This window comes from Kocuria aegyptia, from assembly GCF_039530085.1.
Taxonomy (GTDB): domain Bacteria; phylum Actinomycetota; class Actinomycetes; order Actinomycetales; family Micrococcaceae; genus Kocuria; species Kocuria aegyptia.
The window spans coordinates 1-18441 of sequence record NZ_BAAAOA010000008.1 but is presented as its reverse complement, the minus strand read 5'-3'; the positions used below and the strand labels follow the sequence as shown (position 1 = coordinate 18441).

General features: G+C 67.6%; 14 protein-coding genes. 8 read left to right on the top strand and 6 right to left on the bottom strand.

The features are described 5' to 3' along the window. Window positions 1-121: 121 nt before the first annotated feature. From ABD220_RS03100 to ABD220_RS03090, 3 genes are all read right to left on the bottom strand, one after another. Window positions 122-1333 carry a DNA cytosine methyltransferase gene (locus tag ABD220_RS03100; RefSeq protein WP_344119729.1) on the bottom strand — a complete coding sequence of 404 codons (1212 nt, stop codon included), beginning with the start codon at window positions 1331-1333 and terminating at the stop codon, window positions 122-124. A 49-nt stretch (window positions 1334-1382) separates the two neighbouring features. Beyond that, the gene (locus ABD220_RS03095) at window positions 1383-5546 is read right to left on the bottom strand and encodes an AAA domain-containing protein (RefSeq protein WP_344119727.1); all 4164 of its coding nucleotides are present in this window, start codon (window positions 5544-5546) and stop codon (window positions 1383-1385) included. A 155-nt stretch (window positions 5547-5701) separates the two neighbouring features. Continuing rightward, on the bottom strand, window positions 5702-6808 hold the full coding sequence (locus ABD220_RS03090) for a zinc-binding dehydrogenase (RefSeq protein ID WP_344119725.1): 1107 nt from the start codon (window positions 6806-6808) through the stop codon (window positions 5702-5704). Between the two features lie 416 nt (window positions 6809-7224). On the opposite strand from ABD220_RS03090, the gene ABD220_RS03085 reads away from it, so the two are divergent. The 4 genes from ABD220_RS03085 to ABD220_RS03070 all read left to right on the top strand — a co-directional run bounded on the left by ABD220_RS03085 (window position 7225) and on the right by ABD220_RS03070 (window position 9765). Then, window positions 7225-7998, top strand: coding sequence for a hypothetical protein (locus ABD220_RS03085; RefSeq protein ID WP_344119724.1), 774 nt, complete (start codon window positions 7225-7227; stop codon window positions 7996-7998). A gap of 108 nt (window positions 7999-8106) precedes the next feature. After that, window positions 8107-8982 carry an HNH endonuclease family protein gene (locus ABD220_RS03080; protein ID WP_344119722.1) on the top strand — a complete coding sequence of 292 codons (876 nt, stop codon included), beginning with the start codon at window positions 8107-8109 and terminating at the stop codon, window positions 8980-8982. Beyond that, entirely contained in the window at window positions 8979-9239 is a 261-nt protein-coding gene (locus tag ABD220_RS03075) for an NINE protein (RefSeq protein WP_344119721.1), read from the top strand. Before ABD220_RS03080 ends, ABD220_RS03075 begins: the two co-directional genes overlap by 4 nt. A gap of 229 nt (window positions 9240-9468) precedes the next feature. Then, window positions 9469-9765, top strand: a complete 297-nt coding sequence (locus ABD220_RS03070) for a hypothetical protein (RefSeq protein ID WP_344119873.1) — start codon at window positions 9469-9471, stop codon at window positions 9763-9765. Between the two features lie 66 nt (window positions 9766-9831). Here ABD220_RS03070 and ABD220_RS03065 read toward each other — a convergent pair whose 3' ends face one another. Both ABD220_RS03065 and ABD220_RS18015 read right to left on the bottom strand, forming a co-directional pair. After that, window positions 9832-10902 carry a CPBP family intramembrane glutamic endopeptidase gene (locus ABD220_RS03065; RefSeq protein ID WP_344119719.1) on the bottom strand — a complete coding sequence of 357 codons (1071 nt, stop codon included), beginning with the start codon at window positions 10900-10902 and terminating at the stop codon, window positions 9832-9834. 52 nt (window positions 10903-10954) lie between these two features. Further along, entirely contained in the window at window positions 10955-12829 is a 1875-nt protein-coding gene (locus ABD220_RS18015; RefSeq protein ID WP_425552499.1) for a PfkB family carbohydrate kinase, read from the bottom strand. A 168-nt stretch (window positions 12830-12997) separates the two neighbouring features. Between ABD220_RS18015 and ABD220_RS03050 the strand changes: the two genes are divergently transcribed. Continuing rightward, window positions 12998-14527 carry a nucleoside transporter C-terminal domain-containing protein gene (locus ABD220_RS03050; protein ID WP_344119717.1) on the top strand — a complete coding sequence of 510 codons (1530 nt, stop codon included), beginning with the start codon at window positions 12998-13000 and terminating at the stop codon, window positions 14525-14527. Window positions 14528-14602: 75 nt separating this feature from the next. Here the strand turns inward: ABD220_RS03050 and ABD220_RS03045 are convergent, their stop codons facing one another. Then, complete coding sequence (locus ABD220_RS03045; RefSeq protein ID WP_344119715.1) at window positions 14603-15505, bottom strand: LysR family transcriptional regulator; 903 nt, start codon at window positions 15503-15505, stop codon at window positions 14603-14605. A gap of 178 nt (window positions 15506-15683) precedes the next feature. On the opposite strand from ABD220_RS03045, the gene ABD220_RS03040 reads away from it, so the two are divergent. The 3 genes from ABD220_RS03040 to ABD220_RS03030 all read left to right on the top strand — a co-directional run. After that, window positions 15684-17081 carry an MFS transporter gene (locus ABD220_RS03040; RefSeq protein WP_344119714.1) on the top strand — a complete coding sequence of 466 codons (1398 nt, stop codon included), beginning with the start codon at window positions 15684-15686 and terminating at the stop codon, window positions 17079-17081. Between the two features lie 145 nt (window positions 17082-17226). Continuing rightward, on the top strand, window positions 17227-18147 hold the full coding sequence (mmsB, locus tag ABD220_RS03035) for a 3-hydroxyisobutyrate dehydrogenase (protein ID WP_344119713.1): 921 nt from the start codon (window positions 17227-17229) through the stop codon (window positions 18145-18147). Between the two features lie 35 nt (window positions 18148-18182). Next, window positions 18183-18441, top strand: a 259-nt coding sequence (locus tag ABD220_RS03030; RefSeq protein WP_344119711.1) for an aldehyde dehydrogenase family protein, incomplete at its 3' end; no start/stop codon positions are given.

The window sequence follows — 18441 nt, the reverse complement described above, 5'->3', positions numbered from 1 at the left end:
ACTAACATCTCAAGCAAATGCGTATAACGGACCAGCCCAAAGCATCAAACAATTGGGGCCTTTACAAAACTCTCGAAAGCCGATCCCCGCACGCCAGATATGGAACGCTGTTCGGATTAAACTAGGTCAGTTGTACTGTATGTGACATTGGTCCCAGTCCAGCCCCAGGGTGGGCAGCCTTTTCTCCAACTAATTTTTCAAAGTGATTAGGGAGAGACCCAGGCGCTCTTGGGGCGACCCAAGATGTCGCCCGCTTTTGCACCAACCTAGGCGGGCTGGCGAGCAGCGCTCTCCTTGACAGTGGAGTCCCGAGCCTCATTTGCGCCACCAAGGCGCGACCAATTACCTCAGCTAAGGCAGGTGGCGTCGCGTTACCGGACATCCGTACCTGTGCACGGGGCGTCCCTCTCAGTTTCCAATCATCCGGAAACGACTGTAGCCGCATCCGCTCAGCGACTGTAAGTGGACGATTATTCCAATGAAACGGGCCGGTGTTGGGGCCCGGGCTGGCGGGCAGCGTCCACGACGGTCGGTCTCGGGCCAGCTTTAGCAGGAAGGACCAGAACCGCGTCCTCCAGCCGAAAATTTCCGGACCACCGCCGCGTGCAGTCAGGTACTGATAATTGCTTCCCTCTGGAATACAGGACAACAACTCGGTCCAAGCGCCGTGCTTGGGTGCCCACTCGACATCAGACAAGTCATGCAATGCATCCCAGGCCGTGATCGGGTTCGTCCGGTGAGTGGGTTCGGGGAACTCAAACGGAACTCCATCGCGCCTAGCCACAATGATGGCCCGATCGCGATTCTGGGGCACCCCGAAGTCTGCGGCGTTCAGCACGGCCACGTCCACCCGGTACTTTGTACCATTAGCTCTGTTAATTGCCGCCAAGCCAGCTTCCAACACCGGTCGCGCGTTTCCAGGCCCTTGAATGTACCCGACGACGTTCTCGATCAATATAGCTTTCGGTAGGAACCGGTCCACGAGTTCCAGCATTCCGTGCAATGGAATAGCTCGATCATCTTCCATGCCGCGCCTTGCCGTAGACATCCACTGGGCAGCCTTGCTGAACGGTTGGCAAGGCGGTCCGCCAGCGATCAACTCCAGCTGACGCCGCCTCAAACCGAGTTCGGACGGACGCAGCTTTTTTGCAGCCTCCAAGACATCCGTGTACTCGACAGCCATCCATTCGGGCCGGTTAACTGTAAGCGTGTTGCGGGCAGTCTCATCCATCTCGACGCAGGCCAGCGTATTGAAGCCAGCAGCCTCCAAACCGACGTCCAGTCCGCCCGCTCCGCTGAACAGGCTTAACACCCCGCCCATCATTTGGGTCATCGTAGTCCTTCGCTCATGCCTCTGAACTCACACCAAGAACTGTCACAAGTCAATTTGCGTGGGACTCACTCTCTGCCTTCGTGTAGACCCGAACGGTGTGACCATCGATAACGGTAGATCCAACGAGCTCGCTGCATAGCGCGCGAAGAGCCTTCCACAGCATCGTGGCGGCATACACGTCCACATCGGCAGGCACGTGATCGAGCAGCGAACGTGAGCAGACAACGATGAGTCGTTCCTCGGATCGGGAAAAAGCCACGTTGCTACGATTCAGGTTGAGGATGAAATCCTCCGTCTGGGATATCACACTCGGATCACTTACCGTCCCGGATACAATCACCGTCGGACGCTCTCCTCCTTGCAGCCTCTCCACGGTATCCACGATCCCGACCGACGGGTGCTGTCCGATTAGCCGGGAGGTCAGGGAGGCCTTTTGCGCACGGTGAGGAGTGATGACCGCGATGCTTGACTCCGGGGCACTCGGTTGTGCGGATACGATCCGTTCGATCAGTTCGGCCTCGAATTGGTTGCTCTGACGGCTCCTGCGCTCGTCGTGGACCACAAGGTACAGGCCCGACTCACGTGTCCACACCGACTCCAAGCCAAACTTCTCTGCGGCCGTGACAGCGGTTAATGGCAAATCCACCTTATAGCCTTGGAGGTCAATTTGATCCTGTGCGTACAAACGCTTAAGGAGGGTGACGAGCACGTTGGGGAGGCGGAAGGTCGTGGCTAGGGCCGTGGAAACAACCTTGCGGTTATCGGCAAGCTCCTGGCCAACCCCGCGCACCGCGGCATATGCGCTGACGAACGGCTGATACCTGACAGTTGGGGGTCGATCCTCAGAGTCCCAGTCGTGAGCGACGATGGGTGAGAGCTGACGGTGATCTCCTGCCAGCATGATCTGACTGTCAGGCTTGGTTCCTGTCGCTAGTGCGAGGAAATGTGGGAAGACCATCATGGATGCCTCATCGATAACCAACAGCGGCGTGGCAAAACCGCCAATTTTTGACCATGTGGCCGACTTATCCAGCGACGCGTACATTTTTAAAATTGAACTGGTTGTTCCGCCAACAACCACAACACCATTTTTAGCCATTCGTTTTAGTCCACTGACACACGATTGGGCATTAAGGTCGACAGCTATGTTTCCGATGGAGTGCTTGACATCCTTGGGATTGCCAACTTTAGCGATTTCAATGCCGGGCAGGTCGATTCCATGCTTTGCGAACTGGGAACGAACAGAATCAACCTGGCCGTCAATGCGTCGCAGCACAGTGTCAACAGCAGTGTGAGTGTGCGCCGCGACAATGATGATATCTCCCGTTCTCAAACGAGTCGCCGCATGTGCCAGTACCGCGACCGCTGTCGTCTGCGTCTTTCCGGTCCCGGGCGGTCCCTGTAACAGCTGAACACGTGCGTCAAGCCCAGCGAGCATTGATTCCATCTGGTCGCCGGACAACAGAGCTCGTCCAGCGACTGCGCCAAACTCGAGCGGCTCCGAGCACGCTGCTATCAGGTTATCGCGAAGCTCATCCTCCAACGGCTGGACGGCTGGCATTTGGGGGTTTTCCGGGTTGAACCAGGAGCTGACGTGCCGCCCCTTGGTGGTAAACAGCCGCTTCTCGACATGTCGGGCGGGGAACTCTGACACCGACTCATCCAGGGTCGCGGTACCTGAGTCCACCACTGTATCCGTGAAGGAGTTCAATATATAGGATTTTCTGGGCATGGTCATTGGATCGAGGATGACCCGACCGGTGTCCCAGTCAAGACTAGTGATGGTGCAGGTAACTCCGGCATTCACGAGCTGCTTGAATGACTGCCCCTTCGCGGGATCCCCGGAGTGGGGACTGACACGCACCATTGAACGGTCACCAAATGCGCAAACCGCGGCTAGCGATGCCGCATCGAGGCCATACGTGTCAAGGTCCATGTCAGCGATGAGCTGTTTTTCAGCCCGGCGCATGTTTTTCAGCGGGATAGTCTTTCCTGTTTGAATGCGACCCCTCACAGGGCGCATGTGGGCCGACGTCCAATCCGCAACCTTTACGGCGTGATCAAGCTGAAGAAAGTCGATTGCAGCGTCACGGATCGTGTCGACCCCTAATGAAAAATCCGAAAGCTCTTCAACGTCAAGCCGAGGCTTATCGATATTGTCGTTCTTGAATTTGACGCGCTCTTCCACCCAACGCAACGCCTGGGTGCGCGCCTCCAAATAGGCTTCCAGTAAGTTACTTCCCCCGGCCTTCCGGTAGCGACGGAGAGCCTGCTTTGCCTCAGCTGGCACGCTATCCCTGTCCGGGTCGGGGAGAGTCCCCCACACGGCGTGCCAATAGGGCGCAGGTAGGGTGTCGTGGAACCGACTGCGGATTTCGAAGCGTTCCAATGTTGCAGTGCGATCGTCTTCTTTGCCCCACGTGCCGTCGGCCGCGACGGCGAGCCTCGTCTTGAAGTCGAAAATGTCCTGCGTGAAAACATCGTCGAGTCGTATCACTTTGCCGTTGACCTGCCGGGTCCAGTGAAACCGTTGACCAAACCAGGACAAGCTGGACAGCACCGCGAGACCTCGGCCCGTCCAGCCAAACGCATACCGGGCGTCGGCCTCATCCTGGAGGGCTGAATAAATCAGCTGCTCGGTACCAGCACGACACCCCATGAGCTCTCGCAGAGAGCGAAGCAGCCGGCTCGAAGTCCGAGTGCAGGCTTCGACGAGTTGAGTCATCTCGGATCGGGACCAGACGTAGAAGTGAATGCGCGCCTTGCCATCAGCGGCTCCGCCCTGGTCGGCGTCGTTCGCGATGGTAGAGATGGCGTTTAGAAGCTGACGCAGGAAGTTTTGGAGAAGTTCCTTCTCCGCACCATTGTCCTGTGCGTAGTCGCCAGACCACTCCGACAGCTTTACCATTTTGACAGTGGAACCCACGACGTTCCGTAGTGATCCGTCAGGCAACTCCTCGTATGGCTTAGGATCGGGGTTCCAGGCGCCCGTGGCGGCGTCTTGCGCGAATCCGGTCCGAATTTCGCCGTCACTCGCGGTCACGTGAGCCGTCAGCGCGCCGACCCGGTTCTCGGTATAATCGTAATCGATTCCTAGATATACCCGGATTAGCCTTTCCCCGTCGAAGTTGTGTTGAGGCAGGCGGCTGTCTTGACCACTCGGCAGGGGCGTGACCGGGAATGCGTCACTCCCATCGAGCACCGGTACTGACGTCTTCGGCAAAGTGGTCAAGCGGGTTTTCGCTTGAATGATTAGCTGATCGAGATCATCAGCGAACGCTGGGTCGGTCCGGATTTTTCGAGCCTGTTCCGACTCGGGACTTAAGTCGGCGAGACGGTCGAGAGTCTTAACTCCCGCCGCCCTGAGAACCATCCCGGAGGACACGTTGCATCCAGTCAATTCAAGGCGTCGCTGTCTTCCGGACTCGCTGAGACAGTGGACATTAAAGACGCAGTCGTCACATTTCGACTCCAGCTTGAACCCAATGTGTTCAATGTCTTTGGCGATAATTTGTGATAGCTGCCCGTCCTCTGAGAGGAGACGGGCGACATCGGAGTCCTCCATGTCTAAATCCAGAGGTTCTAGTCTGAGGATTTCTTGATTGTCGTTGGTAGTCTCGTCGATCCGGGCCACGACGGCGTCAACCTCATCGGGGCCCACCCTCTGCCCGTCAACGACGAGCGGAGCAACTGCAAGCTCTTGGCGCAGGATGGTCCTGTAGATGGAGACCTGGATGCGGTGGTACGTCCGGTCACGGCGACTAGCCTTGCATTCCACAACCCGCAGGCGTGGGCCGCCTTCTCCCCACAGCAGCAAGAGGAAGTCGGCCCGGCCACTCACCCTGAAGGCGCCGATCGTTCCAGCAAGGCGGACTTCGGGGGCGAATGCCTGCTGTCCATGGGTTAGCTTTTTGGCCTCCGCACGGAACTCATCCCATCCCGGATACTTAGACTCTCGGTCCTTCGGGCGGCCGTCGAGAAGGTCCACAAGGCCGGAGTTTCGCAGCCCCTCCGCCCACGTATCCTCCCGATCGTGGCCCGTTTGCTTAAGAACAACGTCAAGCGTGTTAAATAAACGCTCATAGAAGGGCAAGGCCTTGGCCTCGGCTCGCTTGCGCACTGAAAGCTTGAATCTGCGTTCGCAGGAGCGGTACCGAATGAACTCGCCGATTTCCGACGCGCTCAGTTCGGTATTCTGCTGGCTGTTGGACACTTCGTCTCCTCGTTGACTTAAGCCCACCTTGCCAGTCCGGCCTGACACAAGAGAGTCTTCTAGAATTTCATTGTAAATGCATGAGGTTCGATGGCCTCACCTCGCAACGGAACTAATTCATCTACGCCACTGCCCGGCCCCGTCACATCTACAACTTAAAACTCCACCACCTGCCGCACCGCCCGCCCCGCGTCCAGCTCGTCCATCGCCTCGTTGATCTGGTCCAGCGTGATGTGGGAGGTGATGAGCTTCTCCAGGGGGAGCACGCCGTCCCGCCACATCTGCTCGTACTTGGGGATGTCCACCGCCGGCACGGCGGAGCCGAGGTAGCTGCCGATGATCTGGCGGGCCTCGGCGGTGATCTTCAGCGGCTCGATCTGGGACATCGCGCCGGGCGCCGGCAGGCCCACGGTGACGGTCACCCCGCCCACGGCGGTGGCGTTGAACGCGGTCTCGAACGCCCGGGGGTGCCCGGCGGCCTCGATCACCACGCGGGGCTTGTCCTCCAGCGCCACGAGCTCGTCCGGGGTAAGTGCCTCGTCCGCGCCGAACTCCTTGGCCAGCTCCAGCTTCTCGGCCAGCGCGTCCACGGCGATGACGCGGCGGCAGCCCACGGCCTTGGCGACCAGCACCGCGGCGAGTCCCACGCCGCCGAGACCGACCACGGCCACGGCGTCGCCGGGGGTGGCCTGCGCCGCGTTGATCACGGCCCCTCCCCCGGTGAGCACCGCGCAGCCCATGACGGCCGCGATCGCGGCCGGGACGTCCTCGCCCACGGGCACCACGGAGCGGCGGTCCACCACGGCGTGGGTGGCGAACCCGGAGACCCCCAGGTGGTGGTAGACGGTGCCACGGGCCTCGGAGGTGAGGTGCTGGGAGCCCTCGATCAGGGTGCCGGAGGCGTTGGCCTTCGAGCCGACCGTGCACGGCAGCAGACCGTCGGTCCGGCAGGCGGCGCACTCGCCGCAGCGCGGCAGGAACGCCATCACCACGTGCTGGCCTTGCGTGAGGTCCGTGACCTCGGCGCCCACGTGCTCGACGACGCCGGCCGCCTCGTGCCCCAGCAGCATCGGCAGGGGCCGCGGCCGGTTGCCGTTGACCACGGAGAGATCGGAGTGGCACACCCCGGCGGCGGTGATCCGCACCCGCAGCTCGGTGGGCCCGGGCTCGCCGAGCTCGAGATCCTCGACGCGCAGCGGCTGGGACTCGGCGTACGGGGCGGAGGCCTCCATGGTCTCCAGCACGGCTCCACGAATCTTCACGGTTGACCTCCGGTATCGGGACAGGGGTGTGACGCCGTTCACCGTACCGCCCGGCCCCCCGGTTATCGAGGCGACGTGCGACCGGGAGGTCCGTCGGAGTTTCCCTGCTCTTCCGAGCCCCTGTCGTCGGCCCTCTCGACGTGCCACACCGAGAAGCCCCCGCTGCGCCCTATTCCGTCACACACGGCACCGGACCCCGAAGAGGGGACAGAGCAGGTCTCGGCCGAACGGCACCCTCTGGCCCTGGAAGATATGGCGGTGACCAGGGCCTTTGGAACGGGGCCGGCGCTCGGCGACGAAAGGCCACGGCCCGGCGGTCGACGCACCGGCCTCCTGAGCCCGGCTCGGCCCTCACTCCGAGGAAGATCGCCAGTAATGTGCATGCTTAAGCAATTACACATCGTCGGGGGCCCGCCATGACCACCACCGTCTCCCTGCCCGAGCTGCTTCCGGAGCTCCTGCAGCTCATCCAGCCCGTGGGGCTGTTCTTCGCCGCAGTGGGCCTCATCGTGCTGGTGCTGCGACTCGTCTTCGTCGTGGCCAGCGCGGTGATCGCCTCCGCGCAGAAGATGTTCCACGGGTCGGAGCCCTTTCCGACCCCACGGTCCGAGCACAGGGCCGTTGCGGCAGCCCGGCGGGCCGGCGCGGAGGACATGCGCACGGCCTGGCTCCAGTGGCATCTCCGGCCCGGAAACACCCAGAAGACCATCAGCGAGCTCTCGACCCTGTCCAGGACGCTCGCCGTGGTGCCGACGGCCGACTGGAGCGTCGACCGGTTCCGCGAGCACGGTGCGGATGTCTGGGCCCTCCGGCCACTGGCCGTCGCGCCCGCCTGGCGCCAGAAGGTCGATGCCCGCCTGGACTGGATGGCGGCCATGGTCTCCGACCTGGCCGACAGCCCCTTCGACGCCGCCCGGGGCCAGACGAGCGAACAGTACCTCTTCCACGAGGACCGGGAGGTCCGCGAGGCCTATCTCCAGGGTGGCACCAAGGCCGCGGAGCGGATCATGGAGACCATCACGGCCGCCCGGGACCGGGTCCGCCAGGACGCCGCCACGAAAGGCTCCGCGGCCTTCCTGGCGCAGCAGCGCAACGCCGCCTTCGACCAGCTGCGGAACACCTACCGGCCCACCAAGACCCGGGACGCACACGCCGCCTGGGACGCCGCGGCCGAGGACCTCGGGCGATGACGCCCGCCGGCGACTCTGTCGGCCGGATTCCGTCGCCGCCTCGCCGAGGCCCAGGGGTCAGCGCCCGCTGACATGCCCCCCGCATCTCTGACGTTCCTCAGGAGAACCATGCACAACGCCCGCCAGCCGCCCCCTGATCCCGGGCGTACGGCCTTCACCGCCCATCCCGGTTTCCGGTCCGGCCGGTGGCTCGTGGCCGTGCCCGCGCATCTGACCATGGTGGGCGGTGTGCTGGCCGCCGCCTTCGCGCTGGCGCCCTCCGCGCCGGTCGCCGAGTCGGCCCCGATGCCGCCGGCGGCCGCGGTCGGCCCCACGACGCCGCCCCCTTTCCCGTCTCCCACGCCCGAGGACAGGCTGGTCACCGCCTCGCCGGAGCCCACGGAGAGGTGGGCGTCGTCGTCGGCCCTGGCCGCTCTGGACGGCCTGGAGGTGGCCGCCCGTGGCTCCACGGCCGGCTACGACCGCTATGCCCGGTTCGGCGACTGGATCGACGACGACGGGAACTGCGTGACCACGCGCGACGAGATCCTGGCCCGGGACCTGACCGACGTGGACTCCGACGACGGATGCCGGGTGGAGTCTGGGATGCTGGACGACCCCTACACGGGCACCTCGATCTCCTTCACCCGCGGGGTCACCACGTCCTCGGACGTGCAGATCGACCACGTGGTGGCCGCCGGCAACGCCTGGGCCTCCGGGGCGCGCAGCCTCTCGCAGACCGAGCGGGTGGAGTTCTACAACGACCCGCTGAACCTGCTGGCCGTGGCCGGCGCCGTCAATGCCTCGAAGTCCGACTCCGCGGCCGACGAGTGGCTGCCGCCGGAGGAGTCCTTCCACTGCGAGTACGTGGCCACCCAGATCGCGGTGAAGGCCAAGTACGGGCTGCAGGTGACCGCCCCGGAGAAGGCAGCCATGCACGAGGTCCTGTCCGCCTGCCCCGACCAGGAGCTGCCCGCCGACCACCGGAACGAGGACCTGACGTGATCGATGACACTCCCATCATCGGCGCGCCCCGTGCGGGACACAGGACGTCCCGCAGGCAGCGCGCCTCCAGGAACCCGACCGATGCATGGCTGCTCTGGATGTTCTTCGGCTGGCTGGGACTGCACCGCTACTACATCGGGGACTGGAAGAAGGGCATCGCCATGACCCTCACCCTGGGCGGCCTGGGCCTCTGGTCGCTGCTGGACGGCTTCTTCCTGACCCGGCGCCTCCGGCGGATCAACAGCGGCCGGCTGTGACCAGGCGCCGCGCCCGGCGTGATCGCTGATCGGCCGGCATCCTCCTCGGCCGAGCAGGTCGCGGGACCAACGGTGCGGGCAGAGCTCGCACCCGGTCCCCGGCCGATCCGTTGACAGCCCTCCGCCGGGAGGACAGGGCGACCATGATCGTCATCGAAGCGCCGGCACGGCGGCACGGGCTTAAACTGGTGGCCCGGGGAAGGGGGTCACATCCCAAGGAGAGTGCGTGATGGCCTTCATCCAGCTGATCGAATACACCACCTCGAAGCCGGAGGAGGTGGCCGAGGTCTACGCGGAGTGGGAGCGAGTCTCCCAGGGGAACCGCACGGCTCGCCGCATCCTCACGACCACGGACCGCAACGACCCGAACCGCTACTGCGAGATCGTCTTCTTCGACTCCTACGAGTCCGCCATGGAGAACTCCCAGCTCCCGCAGACCCAGGAGTACGCCGGAAAGCTGCGCGAGCTCATGGACGGTGAGCCCACGTTCCGCGATCTCGACGTCCTGGAGGACCGCGAGCTGTAGCCCTCCGGATCAGGACCGGTGGGCATCGCCCACCGGTCGCACCCTCCCGTTGCCGGCGGAACCGCCTCAGGCGCCCACGGGCGGCACGGCCCGGTGCTGCAGTCCCTGCCACCGGCCGATCGCGATCAGGACCGCCGTGATCACCGCGATGACGACCATCGGCCCCAGCATGAACGGGCCGCCCGCACCGGCGGAGCGGTCCACCGCTTCGTTCATCTGCCCGGAGAACGTGGACACCAGGAAGAGCAGCACGTTGTTCGCCGCGTGCACGAGCGAGGCCGCCTCGAGCCCGCCGGTGAACTGGGTCAGCAGCGACATCGCGATCCCGAAGACCAGGTAGTAGGCGATCAGCCACCCGTCCGTGGCGAAGTGCGCGAGGGAGAACAGCACCGCGCTCACCAGGGTGCCGAGCACGAAGGACGGCACGGCCCCGGAGACCCACGAGCCGGCCGCGCGCTGGATCACGCCGCGGAACAGGTACTCCTCGGACGCCGCCTGCAGGGGCGTGGTCAGCAGGACGATCGCGAGGAAGGCCCACGTGGTCGCGTCCAGGACGGTCGGCCCCGACGTCTCGAGGAGGGCGATGACGGCCGCGTAGGCCACGAACAGCGGGACGACGACGACGGACGCCCGTCCCAGCCAGTTCCACCGGAACCGCCCGGCCACCGAGTGGAGCGTGCCGATCGGTTGCCGGTGCAGGTACCGGTGCAGCACTGCCCCGACGGCGGCCGCGGCGATCAGCGACAGGTTGGTCGCCAGCAGCAGCGCCGGGGTCAGGGCGATCCGCCCGCCGGCCAGCTCCTCGGCGGTGCTGTTGCCCAACAGGAGGTCGACCAGCGTGGCGCCGAGGGACAGCGCGATCGAGAACACGGCGAGCGCCGCGCCGATGGCCAGGATGCTGAGGAGGCCCTTCCACCAGCGGTTGCGCGGCGTGCGGTAGAACTCCGCGTGGGTGAGCGGCGCCGTCGTCGGCGGACCACCGGCAAGGAGGGCGCCGCCTCGTGGCGGCCCCGGGTACGGGGCGGGCGCCCCCGCCCGGCCGGCGGGCGGGGCGGGGCGCCCGACGCCCGGGGGGAGGTTCGCGGCAGGGCCCGGGGACTGCCAGGGCGCCGGTCGCCGCGGAGGGTGCGAGGTCATGTCCACAGGGTAGTTCTCGGGGCCGACCCCAGCAGGGTGGCTCGGTGCGCCGTCAGGACCGGCCGGCTGACCGTGCTCCTCCGGTCGGCGGGGTCCGGCCGGCATCCCCTGGGGCCGGCAGGTAGTGCGCCAGCGGCAGGAGGGCCGGCTGCGAGGAGGGGTCGCCGACGGCATGGGCGCCCACGGCGTTGGCGGCGCGGAGCGCCGTCCCGTGATCGTGCCCGGAGGTGAGGGCGAGCACCAGCGCCGCGCAGAACGCGTCACCGGCGCCGACCGTGCTGACGACGTCCACCGGGTGGCCGGGGGCGGAGGCGACCTTCCGGCCGTGCTCGTAGAGGGCCGAGCCCTCGGCGCCGTAGGTCACCGCGACCAGCCTGGCGTCGGCCAGCTCGGGGATGCGGGCGTACTCGGTCTCGTTGACGATGATCAGGTCGCACCGGTCCACCAGATCGGCCGGGAGGGGCAGGGCCGGGGCGGCGTTGAGGGCGAAGTAGCCCGGTGTCCGCCGGGCCGTCTCGCGGACGGCGTCGAGCTCGATCTCCAGCTGGCAGAGCACCACGTCCTCCGGCGCGAAGGTCACGTGGTCGACGGACACCTCGGCGTTGGCACCGGCACAGACGACGATCTGGTTCTCCCCGTGCCGGTCCACGGCGATGAGGGCGGTGCCGGTCGGGGCCGGCACGCGTCCGATGCCGGTGGTGTCGACTCCGGCGACCGCCATGCTGCGGAGGACCGCGTCACCGTCCGGGTCGTCGCCGACGGCGCCGACCATCCGGGAGCGGCCGGCCAACCGGGCGGCGGCGACGGCCTGGTTGGCGCCCTTGCCTCCCGGCTGCCGGTGCAGGGTCGCCCCGCCGACGGTCTCACCGGGTGCGGGCAGCCGCTCGCACGCCGCCGTGAGGTCGATGTTGATGCTGCCCACGACGGTGAGCGCCGGCCGGACGGGCTCCACCGGCGCGGACCGGTCGAGCCGGCGCAGCGTCCTCAGCAGGTGCGGGGCGAAGTCCTCGGCCAGCTCGAGCACCACGCGGCACCGGGCTCCGGTCGCGGTGGGGTAACCGGCGTAGCGGCCGCGCAGGTCGCAGATCGTCTGGCCGCGCCCGGGGCCGTCGGTCGTGTCGACCTGCACCCGGACCACCGGTGCGAGGCCGAGGTCGACGGTGCCGGCCGCCACCGCAGCGGCCAGCGGATCGTGCAGGGCGGACGACGGCCGGCCGAGGATCCCGGTGTAGAAGCCGGTGTAGTGCTCGAGCATCGCAGCCAGCACAGGCATCACCGGGTGCTCGACGGCGGCGATCTGCTCCCGCTGTCCCTCGTCCAGGAGGTTGGCCATGGTGACGTCCAGGGGCACCAGGGTCACCTCCCACGGGGCGGCGAGCACCTCCGCGGCGGCTTCGGGGTCGCTCAGGATGTTGGCCTCGGCAGCCGGCGTCCGGTTGCCGGGGACCAGGGCGGCGCCGCCCATGACGGTGACGCTGCCCACCACCTCGGGCAGGGCGGGGTCCTGGCGCAGGGCCCGGGCGAGATTGGTCAGCGGGCCGATGGCCACCACGTGGAGCTCGCCCGGGTGTTCGTGGGCCAGCCGGATCAGCATCGCCTCTGCCGGTTCGGCCACCGGTTCGGCGGCCGCCCTCGGCAGCTGCACGCCCCCGGTGCCGCTGCCGCCGTGCACCTCCGGGCTGCCCCCGCCGAACCGGCTGCCGAGGGGGTGCTGGGCGCCGACCGCGACCGGTATGTCGGGCCGGCCCAGCAGGGCCAGCAGGTCCACGGTGTTGCGGGCAGCGGTCACGGCGTCGGTGTTGCCGCTGACGGTGCCGATGCCTCGCAGCTCGACCGAGGGCGTGGCCACCAGGTAGGCCAGGGCGATGGCATCGTCGATGCCGGTGTCGCAGTCCAGATAGACGGGCCGGGCAGCCGGATCGGCCATCGCTCTCACCCTTCGGGTCGGTCGACGAAAGGGACCTCGCAACGCTCAGGCTAAAGTACCCCGTACCACACCGGCGCCGCCGTCATCCCGCCGCCGTCATCCCGCGGCCGGCTCCGCACCGGCGTCGTGGCCGGCAGTCCGGGCATGCTCGACGGAAGGACAACGCACATGGTCGACGTGCTCTGGGGCATCGGCGGGATGGTGGTGCTGCTCGCCATCGCGGTCCTGTTCTCGGTGGACCGCCGCAGGATCCGGTTCCGGACCGTCGCCCTGGCGCTGGCCCTGCAGGTGGCCTTCGGCGTGCTCGTGCTCTACGTCCCGGCCGGTCGCGCCGTGCTCGAGGCCATCACCCTGGCGGTCCAGGCCGTCATCAACTCCTCCGGGGCCGGCATCGACTTCCTCTTCGGCCCGGTCCTGCCCGAGGAGGGCTCGGTCTTCGCCTTCCAGGTGCTGCCGGTCATCGTGTTCTTCGCGGCCCTGACGTCGGTGCTGTACTACCTGGGCGTCCTGCAGTGGGTCGTGAAGGTCATCGGCGGCGGTCTGGCGAAGCTGCTCGGCACCACGACGCCGGAGTCGATGAACGCGGCCGCCAACATCTTCGTCGGGCAGACCGAGGCGCCGCTGGTCATCCGGCCCTACGTGGCCCGGATGACGCGGTCCGAGCTCTTCGCCGTCATGTGCGGCGGGCTGGCGACCGTGGCCGGTTCGGTGCTCGTGGGCTACTCCCTGCTCGGTGCGCCGCTCGAGTACCTCATCGCCGCCTCCTTCATGGCGGCGCCGGCCGCCCTGCTCATGGCCAAGCTCCTCGTTCCCGCCGGGGCGCTGGAGGAGGTCCCGGAAGAGGCGCCGGCGGGTGCGTCCGCGCGGACCTCCGACGACACCGCCGGTCCGGCGGACCCAGAACACCGCGCCGGTGACCCGGCGCGGGACGAGCCGGTGACGGAGGAGCGTCGCGGCGCGGCCCGGTGGCTCGCCCGGGGCTCCCGGCGCGGGGCGACGTCCTACGCGGCCGTCGAGTTCGCCCGCCGGCAGGACGCCCGGAGCGCCGGTCCGGGCGACAGCACCAGCGTCCGGCCCGACGACGTCGCCCGGTCCGCCGCCCCGGAGGGGGTGTCCGCCACGGACGCGGCGGACAGCGCGGCGGGCAGCGCGAGGGGCGATGCGACCGATGAGGACACAGAACCGGCCAACGTCATCGACGCCGCCGCCCGCGGCGCGTCCGACGGCCTGAGCCTGGCGCTCAACGTCGGGGCGATGCTCATCGCCTTCATCTCGCTCATCGCGCTCCTCAACATCATGCTCGGCGCGGTCGGCGGCCTGTTCGGGCTGGAGGCGCTCACCCTCGAGCAGCTCTTCGGGTACGTCTTCGCGCCGGTGATGTTCGCGGTCGGGGTGCCCTGGGCCGAGGCGCTCGACGCAGGCAGCTTCCTCGGGCAGAAGCTCGTGCTCAACGAGTTCGTCGCGTTCGCCGACTTCGCCCCGCAGATCGAGAACTACTCCGCCAAGACCCAGGCCATCGTGACCTTCGCGCTGACCGGGTTCGCGAACTTCGGCTCCCTGGCCATCCTGCTCGGCGGACTCGGCGGCATCGCCCCGAGCCGCCGCGCGGACATCGCCCGGCTCGGCCTGCGCGCCGTGCTCGGCGGGACGCTGGCCAACCTCATGAGCGCCGCGATCGCGGGCATGCTCATCGGCTGACCCCGCCGGGGCGAGCACGGCAGCCGGTAGGGCCCGACCGGCCCGTGAGAGCGGGTGCGCCGGTCGGCAGTGTGCTCACCGCGGCGCGGCGATGAGCTCCTCCTGCATGTCGGCCACCGCCGCGCGGATCGCGCCCATGACCGCCTGCACGGCGGGCCGGCGCAGCAGGTCGGCGCGGGAGACCACCCAGTAGTCCACGGGGAACCACAGCTCGTCGGGGAAGAGCCGCACCAGGTCCCCGGCCCGCTCGGCGAGATAGCAGGGCAGCAGCCCGACCCCGGCGCCCGCGCGGGTGAGCTCCACGTGCACCACCGAGGACGTCGCCCCCACGCCCTGGCGCATCCGCGGGAACCGCCGGCGCGGGATGTCCAGCTCCGCGACGTCCTGCATGGACTCCACGAAGTAGATGAGCGGGTGCTCCTGCACCTGGTCGGGGTTCCTGATGGGCGCGTGGGCGGCGAGGTAGTCCCGCGAGGCGTAGACCCCCAGGGAGTAGTCGGCCAGGTGGAAGGCCTCCTTGCGGGAGACCTCCGGGCGCCCGACGACCACCTCCAGGTCGATGCCCACCGGATTCGTCTGCGCCCGCCGGGCCGCGTTGATCATCTCCAGCCGCACCCCGGGGTGCTCCTCGATCAGCCGCCGCATGGCCGCGCCCATCACCACACCGCCGAAGCCGTCCGGGGCCAGCGCCCGCACCACGCCGTTGATGGTGCTGCCGCGCCCGCCCGCGCCGAGCGGGAGGGAACCCAGCGCGGCCTCGATCTCCTCGCCGGCGGCCACGAACTTCCGGCCCAGCTCGCTGGGCTCCCACATGTCCCCCGAGCGCACGAGCAGCCGCGCGCCCACGGTCTTCTCGAGGGACGCCATCCGCCGCGACACGGTCGTGTGACTGAGCCCCAGATCCGCGGCGGCACCGGCGTAGGAGCCGTGGCGGACCACCGCGAGCAGGAGCAGGAGGTCGTCGGCACCGTGCGACAAGGGGCGACTCCTCCCGGGGGGCTGGACCGGCCCCGGGGAACGCCCACGACCGCATGGCATGTGCATTTTTGCACAGGTGCCGCGAGCGCATGGTCATTGTGAACCCCACCACAGATCCGCACACTGTAGGCAAACAGTGTGACCACCGTCACGGTTTCCCCAGCAAGAGGAGAATTCCATGAGCACTGAGGACAGGGTCGCCGCCTCGGCGGACCCGAACGACTCCCCCGAGAACCGGGGCGGGCTGAAGAAGGTCGTGGCGGCCTCGATGGCCGGCACGGTCGTGGAGTGGTACGAGTTCTTCCTCTTCGCCACCGCGTCCACCCTGGTCTTCGGCCAGCTGTTCTTCGTGGACACCGGCAACCCGCTGGACGGCATCCTCAAGGCGTTCCTGATCTACGCGGTCGGCTTCATCGCCCGCCCGCTGGGTGGCATCGTCTTCGGCCACTTCGGCGACAAGTACGGGCGCAAGCACCTGCTGCAGATCTCGATCGTCATGGTCGGGGCCGCCACGTTTCTGATGGGCTGCCTGCCCGGCTACGACCAGATCGGCTACTGGGCCGCGGCGATGCTGGTGGTCCTGCGCTTCGTGCAGGGCTTCGCGGTGGGCGGCGAGTGGGGCGGGGCCGTCCTGCTCGTGGCCGAGCACTCCCCCAACAAGGAGCGCGGCTTCTGGTCCAGCTGGCCGCAGGCCGCCGTGCCGCTGGGCAACCTGCTGGCCACCGTGGTGCTGCTCTCCCTGTCCTTCACCCTCTCCGAGGAGGCGTTCCTCGCCTGGGGCTGGCGCGTGGGCTTCTGGCTCTCGGTGGTCATCGTGGCCATCGGCTACTACATCCGCACCCACGTGACGGACGCTGCGATCTTCAAGGAGGCCCAGCAGGAGGTCGTCGAGAAGAAGTCCGCCGCCTACGGCGTGGGCGAGGTCTTCCGCCGCTACCCCCGCGGCGTCTTCGGCGCCATGGGCCTGCGCTTCGCGGAGAACATCCTCTACTACGTGGTGGTCACCTTCTCGATCACCTACCTGTCCACCCAGCGGGACGTGGACACCAGCCGGATCCTGCTCCTGCTGCTGATCGCCCACGTCATCCACGCGATCTGCGTGCCGATCGTCGGCCGCTTCACCGACCGGGTGGGCCGCCGCCCGATGTACGCGGCGGGCGCCGTCCTGGGTGCCTTCTGGGCGTTCATCGCGTTCCCGATGTTCAACACGGACAACAGCTTCATCATCCTGGCGGCCATCACCATCGGCCTGATGATCCACGCCCTCATGTACGCCGGACAGCCGGCCATCATGGCCGAGATGTTCCCCACCCGGATGCGCTACTCGGGCGTCTCCCTGGGCTACCAGGTGACCTCCATCGTGGCCGGCTCGCTGGCGCCGATCATCGCGACCGCCCTGCTGCGCGAGTTCAACTCCTGGGTGCCGATCGCCATCTACATCGCCATCGCCTGCTTCATCACCCTGATCGCGGTGGCGACGCTGCGCGAGACCAAGGGCATCTCCCTCCACGACATCGACGCCGAGGACCGGCGCCGGCTCTCCGAGGAGAAGGCCGCCCGGGACCGGACGTCCTGATTCCCGAGCTCAGCACCCGCCCGCGCCCAGCGGCGGACCGGTTCCCCGGTCCGCCGCTGGGCGCGCTGTGCACGACCCGCACCGTCCCCGCCTCTCGACACCCCCGACACCCCGCCGTTCGACACCTTGCAGAAGGGACTCCCCGATGACCACCATCACCTGGATCGGCCTCGGCCACATGGGCAACCCGATGTCCGCCAACCTCGCGAAAGCGGGCTACGACGTCCGCGGCCACGACGTCAGCGCCGAGGCCATGGCGGCCGCCCGCGACCGGGGCGTGCAGACCTTCGACACGCTGGAAGAGGCGCTGCAGGGAGCCGACGTCGTCTTCACGATGCTGCCCAAGGGCGAGCACGCCCGCGCCGTCTACCTCGGCGACACCGGCGTCATCGCGCTCGCCCCGAAGGACGCGCTGCTCATCGACAGCTCCACGATCGACGTGGAGACCGCGGAGCACCTCCACCGGGCCGCCGAGGAGGCCGGCTTCCGCTTCGTGGACGCACCGGTCTCCGGCGGGATCAGCGGCGCGGCGGCGGCCACCCTGACCTTCATGGTCGGCGGGAAGCCCGACGTCGTCGAGCAGGCCCGGACGTTCATCGAGCCCATGGCCCGCAAGATCGTGGCCACGGGCCACGCCGGCACGGGCCAGGCCGCCAAGATCGTCAACAACATGATGCTGTTCATCTGCCTCGAGGCCTGCGCCGAGGGCTCCGTGCTCGCCGACCGCCTGGGCCTGGACCCCCAGGTGTTCTGGGACATCGCCTCGGTGTCCTCCGGCAACTCCTGGGCCCTGCAGACCTGGTACCCGGTGCCCGGGATCGTGGACTCCGCCGCGGCGAACAAGAACTTCGAGGCCACCTTCAGCGCCGTCCTCGCCGCCAAGGACGCCGGCCTGGCCCTCATGGCGGGCGAGCAGACCGGTGTGCAGCTGCCCGCCGCCAGGCTCGTGGCGGAGAAGCTGCAGCAGCTCATCGACGAGGGCCTCGGGGACAAGGACTGCTCCCTCATCACCAAGTACGCCGCGCCGGACGGGAAGATCCCGGGCTGGGACCCGGACCAGGCCTGACCGGCGCCGAGACCACCATCAGCGAGGAGAGAACCATGCAGAACACCAAGCAGGACGCCGAGGCCCGGGCGCAGCAGGCCGCCGAGCACGGCACCCAGGACCCGGGTGGGGTGGGGGAGGTGATCGAGCACTTCATCGACGGGGCCCGCCACGGCGGCTCCGCCCGCACCGCCGAGGTCTACAACCCCGCGACCGGGCAGGTCGCCCGCCGGGTGCTGCTGGCTTCGGCCGAGGAGGTCGCCACCGCGGTGGAGGCCGCCGAGCTGGCCCTGCCGGGCTGGCGGGCCACCGGGA